Source organism: Pseudomonas sp. NPDC087615, from assembly GCF_044743445.1.
GTDB lineage: Bacteria > Pseudomonadota > Gammaproteobacteria > Pseudomonadales > Pseudomonadaceae > Aquipseudomonas > Aquipseudomonas baetica_A.
In genome coordinates, this window is record NZ_JBIUWM010000106.1 from 1 (window position 1) to 5,315 (window position 5,315).

A 5,315-nucleotide genomic window follows, 5' to 3' on the forward strand; every position below is an offset into this window, starting at 1 on the left:
GCCATGGTATTCCTCGGAGCGAATGCAATATGCGCGCTGCCCGGTTGGGCGAGCGGACTGAACAGTTTAAAAAATCACCAGCGTTTAGGGAAGCGCTGATTTTTTGACCAAGCCCTTCAACGCGCTGCAAGTGCCAATGTAAAGCGCTTGCAGCGGTTTTGGGAAGTGCTGTTTAGCCGAGCAATTCGGCCAGCAATTTACCGTTACGCTGCTGCTGACGCTTCTGGATCAACTGATTGGCACGGAAAATCGCCTTCAAATCATCCAGAGCATGGGCAAAATCGTCGTTGATGATCAGGTAGTCGTAGTCGACGTAGTGGCTCATCTCGCTAACGGCTTCGCGCATGCGGCCGTCAATGATTTCGTCGCTGTCCTGGCCACGATTGGTCAGGCGCTGGTGCAGGGCCTGCAGCGATGGCGGCAAAATGAAGATCGAACGTGCCTGCGGCATCAACTTGCGCACTTGCTCGGCGCCTTGCCAGTCGATTTCCAGAATCAGGTCGTGGCCTTCATCCAGTGTCTGTTGCAGGTGGCTTTGCGAGGTGCCGTAGAGATTGCCGAAGACTTCGGCGCGCTCGAGAAAATCACCGTGCTCGATCATCTTCACGAACTCGTTGCGTTCGACGAAGTGGTAGTTCACGCCATTCACTTCACCCGGGCGCATGGCGCGAGTGGTGTGGGAGATCGATACGCGAATCTCCGGATTGGCATCGGTCAACGCCTTGACCAGGCTGCTCTTGCCCGCACCCGAGGGCGCGGAAATGATGTAAAGGGTGCCAGTGCTGTGGGTCATGTCGGGGTAGCCTTACTCAATATTCTGCACTTGTTCGCGCATCTGCTCGATCAACACCTTGAGGTTGACGGCGGCTTGGGTGCTGCGCGGGTCGAAGGCCTTGGAGCCCAGTGTGTTGGCTTCGCGGTTGAGTTCCTGCATCAGGAAGTCCAGGCGACGCCCGGCCGCCCCGCCGGACTTGAGGACCCGGCGAACTTCGATGATGTGAGTGCTCAGGCGATCCAGTTCTTCGGCCACGTCGCTTTTTTGCGCGAGCATGACCATTTCCTGTTCGAGACGCTGCGGATCCATCTCGGCTTTCATGTCGCTGAAGCGATCAAGGACCTTCTGGCGCTGGGTGGCAAGCATCTGCGGCACGAGTTCGCGCAGGGTCACGACGTCCTCTTCGATGGACGTCAGGCGCTCGTTGATCAGTCGCGCCAGTTCCGCGCCTTCACGCTCGCGGCCGGCCTTGAGCTCTTTCAAGCCTTGATTGAACAGCGCCAGCGCGTCGGCATTCAGGGCTTGCGGATCCGTCGCGTCAGCAACCAGAACGCCAGGCCAGGCCAGCACTTCCAAAGGGTTCAGTGCGGCAGGGTTCTTGATCAGGCCCGCCACGGTTTCGGCGGCGGCGACCAGTTGCGCGGCGCGTTCGCGATCGACTTGCAGCGGTTTGCCGGTGCTTTCTTCGGTGAAGCGCAGAGTGCATTCCAGTTTGCCCCGCGACAGGCCTTGACGCAGCGCCTCACGCACGGCGCCTTCGAGGTCGCGAAAGGACTCAGGCAAACGCAGGTGCGGTTCCAGATAGCGGCTGTTGACCGAGCGCAACTCCCAGCTCAGGGTCCCCTGGACGCCGGCTTTTTCGACGCGGGCGAAGGCGGTCATGCTGTGCACCATGGCGGTGACCTCGCAATGCAGATCGGCGCGGAACGTGAGCTCCGCAGGCGCGATATCAATGAATTTAAGCCGACTGGCAGCAAAGGCGCAGGATTGTAGCGCAGTGCGGCGAAGGCGCCCAAACACACGGTGTGACAAAGGGCTGCAGCCCGTCGGTAATGCGTGTTTCAGGGCCTTCGGTCGTCGGCCCGATTTTTTAACCCGTGCCCAGTGACGGTGCACCGCTCTATAATGCTCGGCAGTTTTCCGTCCCCAGTACAGGTATCTCCTATGAAACGTCCAAGTGGTCGCGCTGCCGATCAGCTCCGCTCGATCCGCATTACCCGCAACTACACCAAACACGCCGAGGGATCCGTACTGGTCGAATTCGGTGATACCAAAGTCATCTGCACCGTCAGCGTCGAAAATGGCGTGCCGCGTTTCCTCAAAGGCCAGGGCCAGGGCTGGTTGACCGCTGAGTACGGCATGCTGCCTCGCGCCACTGGCGAGCGTAATCAGCGTGAAGCCAGCCGTGGCAAGCAGGGCGGCCGCACACTGGAAATCCAGCGCCTGATCGGCCGTTCACTGCGCGCTGCGCTGGACATGTCCAAGCTGGGCGACGTGACGCTGTACGTCGACTGCGACGTGATCCAGGCTGACGGCGGTACCCGTACTGCTTCCATCACGGGCGCCATGGTTGCGCTGGTCGATGCACTGAAAGTGATCAAGAAGCGTGGCGGCCTGAAGGGCGGCGATCCGCTCAAGCAGATGATCGGCGCTGTGTCTGTGGGCATGTATCAGGGCGAGCCAGTGCTGGATCTGGACTATCTTGAAGATTCTGCGGCCGAGACTGACCTCAATGTGGTGATGACCAGTTCCGGTGGCTTCATCGAAGTGCAAGGTACGGCTGAAGGCGCGCCGTTCCAGCCTGAAGACCTCAACGCCATGCTGGAACTGGCCAAGAAAGGCATGAACGAAATCTTCGAACTGCAAAAGGCTGCACTGGCCGACTGAGCGGGTTCGAAGCCGCAAGGAGAACGCGATGAGTGATGAGCAAGAGTTGCTGCCCAAGCCGAGCCAGGAGGTTCGTCAATGGGCAATGTTTTGTCACTTGTCCGCCTTGCTGGGGTTCTGGATTCCGTTTGGGAGCCTGATTGGGCCGCTGATCTTGTGGCAGATGAAGCGCGAGACGGATCCGTTCATCGATGCCCAAGGCAAGGAAGCGCTTAATTTCCAGATTACCGTCGCGATTGCCTCGGCGATCTGCCTGTTGCTGATGTTGCTGGTGATCGGCTTCTTCCTGTTTGGTTTGTTGGCCATTGGTGCGCTGGTACTGACGATCATTGGGGGCGTGAAGGCCAATGAGGGCTTCCCGTACCGCTATCCGTTCACTTGGCGATTGATCAAATAACGATCAATGCGCTCCCCTCGTGTGAGCGGCCGATGATGTTCGCAATGCGTTAAAACAATTGCCCTGACTTGTCAGGGCAGTTGTATTTTTGCAACTGAATTAACGTCTCTGATGTGTAGGAAAAATCTGGCTGCGATCAGCGGTAGTGTGGGTTTATATATAACTATCGTTTCTACACTTTTAGTCACAACTGCAATGGTTCAGTCTCGTTCATGTACTTGGCAATAAGACTGGCCGATTGTTAAAGTTGCTGCACGTCATATTTCGTTAGAAATATTTCGATATATTCAAGCCATCGAAGGTCCTTGAATCAAAAGCAATCAGTGTTGAGAAAATCAGCCGATTCAATAGGCGTGCCCAGGTAAAAAGTTCGCCTCTGAATATATAGCCAAGAATAATCCCAATGATTCAGCTCGATTTTTATGGAACGCTCGTGGCCGCCTCTTTAGTGTTGCTGCTGGGGCGCGGACTTGTTACTCGTGTTGGTTTTTTGCGCAACTACAATATTCCCGAACCCGTAGCCGGTGGCCTGGTAGTTGCCTTGGCGCTTCTGTTAATGCGCACGCTTGATATTGAAGTGCGCTTCGACACTTCGCTGCAAACGCCCTTGATGCTGGCGTTTTTCGCCACTATTGGCCTGAGTGCGGATTTCGCCAGCCTGAAGAGGGGCGGTCGCGTCGTTGCGATATTTCTACTCGCGGTTGCCGGGCTTCTGGTCGTGCAGAACGCCATGGGAATCGCAATGGCCACAATGCTCGGACTCGATCCGCTGATGGGCCTGCTGACAGGTTCCATCACCCTGGCGGGCGGTCACGGTACTGGCGCCGCGTGGGGAACGGTATTCAGTGAGAAGTACGGTCTGGCTTCCGCCTCGGAGTTGGCGATTGCCGCTGCGACCTTTGGCTTGGTGCTGGGTGGTTTGATTGGAGGCCCGGTTGCTCGTCTGCTGATCAAGCGTGTGCAAGTGCCCGGTTGCAAAAGTCAGGACGCGCCTCGGCTGCCCAAAGGCTTTGAGCAGCCAAACAAGGAACGCTCGATTACGCCGTTTTCATTTATCGAAACGCTCGCGCTGATCGCGGTCAGTCTTTTGGCAGGCAATCTGTTGAATGGCTGGTTGCAGGGGACAGCGTTCGAGTTGCCGACGTTTGTTTGTGTCCTGTTCGTGGGTGTGGTTTTGCGCAATGGGCTTTCGGCGCTGGGCCTGTATCAGGTATTCGAGCGTGAGGTCTCGGTGCTGGGCAATGTCAGCCTGTCGCTGTTTTTGGCTATTGCCCTGATGTCGCTCAAACTATGGGATCTGGCGGCGCTGGCGTTGCCGATCTTCATCATCCTGGCGATGCAGGCCTTGGTCATGGCGCTATTTGCGATTTTCGTAACGTTCCGAATGATGGGCAGCAATTACGATGCGGCCGTGCTGGCGTCAGGGCATTGCGGTTTTGGTCTCGGTGCGACGCCAACGGCCATTGCCAACATGCAGGCGGTAACGCAGCGCTACGGACCGTCGCAGATAGCGTTTTTGGTGGTGCCCATGGTGGGAGCGTTCTTCATCGACATCATCAATGTCATCGTGATCAAGTTGTACCTGGTCCTGCCGTTTTTTGCTGTGGTCTGAGGTTCGGACTGCTTGAATCCGAGACATAAAAAATGCCCGTATCTTGCGATACGGGCATTTTTTCAACTGTGAATCGACGCTTAGATGGTCAGCGTCCAATCGTAGTCGACGATCAGCGGCGCATGCTGCGAGAACCGTGGCTGACGCGGCAGGCGTGCACTGCGCACAAAGCGCCGTAGGCCTGGGGTCAGGATCTGGTAATCGAAGCGCCATCCCAGATTCAGCATCTCGGCCTGTTCGTTGTCCGGCCACCAGCTGTACTGGTCGCCTTCACGGCTGACTTCACGCAGGGCATCGACATAGCCCATGTTGCCGACAATCTCGTCCATCCAGGCGCGTTCTGGCGCCAGGAAGCCCGGGGATTGCTGGCTGTCGCGCCAGTTCTTGATGTCTAGCTTCTGCTGCGCAACATACAGCGAGCCACAATAAATGTACTCGCGACGTTTGCGCCGCTGTTTGTCCAGGTACTTGCCGAAGTCGTCCATGAGCTTGAACTTCTGGTTCAAGTCCTCATCGCCGTTCATCCCCGAAGGAAGCAGCAAGGTGGCAATACTGACTTTGTCGAAATCTGCTTGCAGGTAGCGCCCGTAGCGGTCGGCCGTCTCGAAACCGAGACCGCTGATGACAACCAACGCTTGCAAAAG

6 protein-coding genes are annotated in these 5,315 nt (G+C 57.0%); 3 read left to right on the forward strand and 3 right to left on the reverse strand.

Annotated elements, in window-relative coordinates; all coding sequences use genetic code 11:
- Positions 1–172 precede the first annotated feature (172 nt).
- Both gmk and ACIOU6_RS27335 read right to left on the reverse strand, forming a co-directional pair.
- Positions 173–793 carry a guanylate kinase gene (gene gmk / locus ACIOU6_RS27330; protein WP_221730899.1) on the reverse strand — a complete coding sequence of 207 codons (621 nt, stop codon included), beginning with the start codon at positions 791–793 and terminating at the stop codon, positions 173–175.
- Positions 794–805: 12 nt separating this feature from the next.
- Positions 806–1,669 (reverse strand): YicC/YloC family endoribonuclease, encoded by an 864-nt coding sequence (locus ACIOU6_RS27335; protein WP_221730898.1) that lies wholly within the window; start codon positions 1,667–1,669, stop codon positions 806–808.
- Between the two features lie 270 nt (positions 1,670–1,939).
- Here ACIOU6_RS27335 and rph point away from each other — a divergent pair, with 270 nt between their 5' ends.
- From rph to gltS, 3 genes are all read left to right on the forward strand, one after another.
- Complete coding sequence (gene rph, locus ACIOU6_RS27340; protein ID WP_095187917.1) at positions 1,940–2,662, forward strand: ribonuclease PH; 723 nt, start codon at positions 1,940–1,942, stop codon at positions 2,660–2,662.
- 28 nt (positions 2,663–2,690) lie between these two features.
- Positions 2,691–3,059, forward strand: a complete 369-nt coding sequence (locus tag ACIOU6_RS27345; protein WP_221730897.1) for a DUF4870 domain-containing protein — start codon at positions 2,691–2,693, stop codon at positions 3,057–3,059.
- A gap of 403 nt (positions 3,060–3,462) precedes the next feature.
- Entirely contained in the window at positions 3,463–4,671 is a 1,209-nt protein-coding gene (gene gltS / locus ACIOU6_RS27350; protein WP_221730896.1) for a sodium/glutamate symporter, read from the forward strand.
- An 80-nt stretch (positions 4,672–4,751) separates the two neighbouring features.
- On the opposite strand, the gene ACIOU6_RS27355 is transcribed toward gltS, so the two are convergent.
- A partial coding sequence (locus tag ACIOU6_RS27355) for a catabolite repression control protein Crc (protein WP_401139834.1) occupies positions 4,752–5,315 on the reverse strand: 564 nt, incomplete at its 5' end.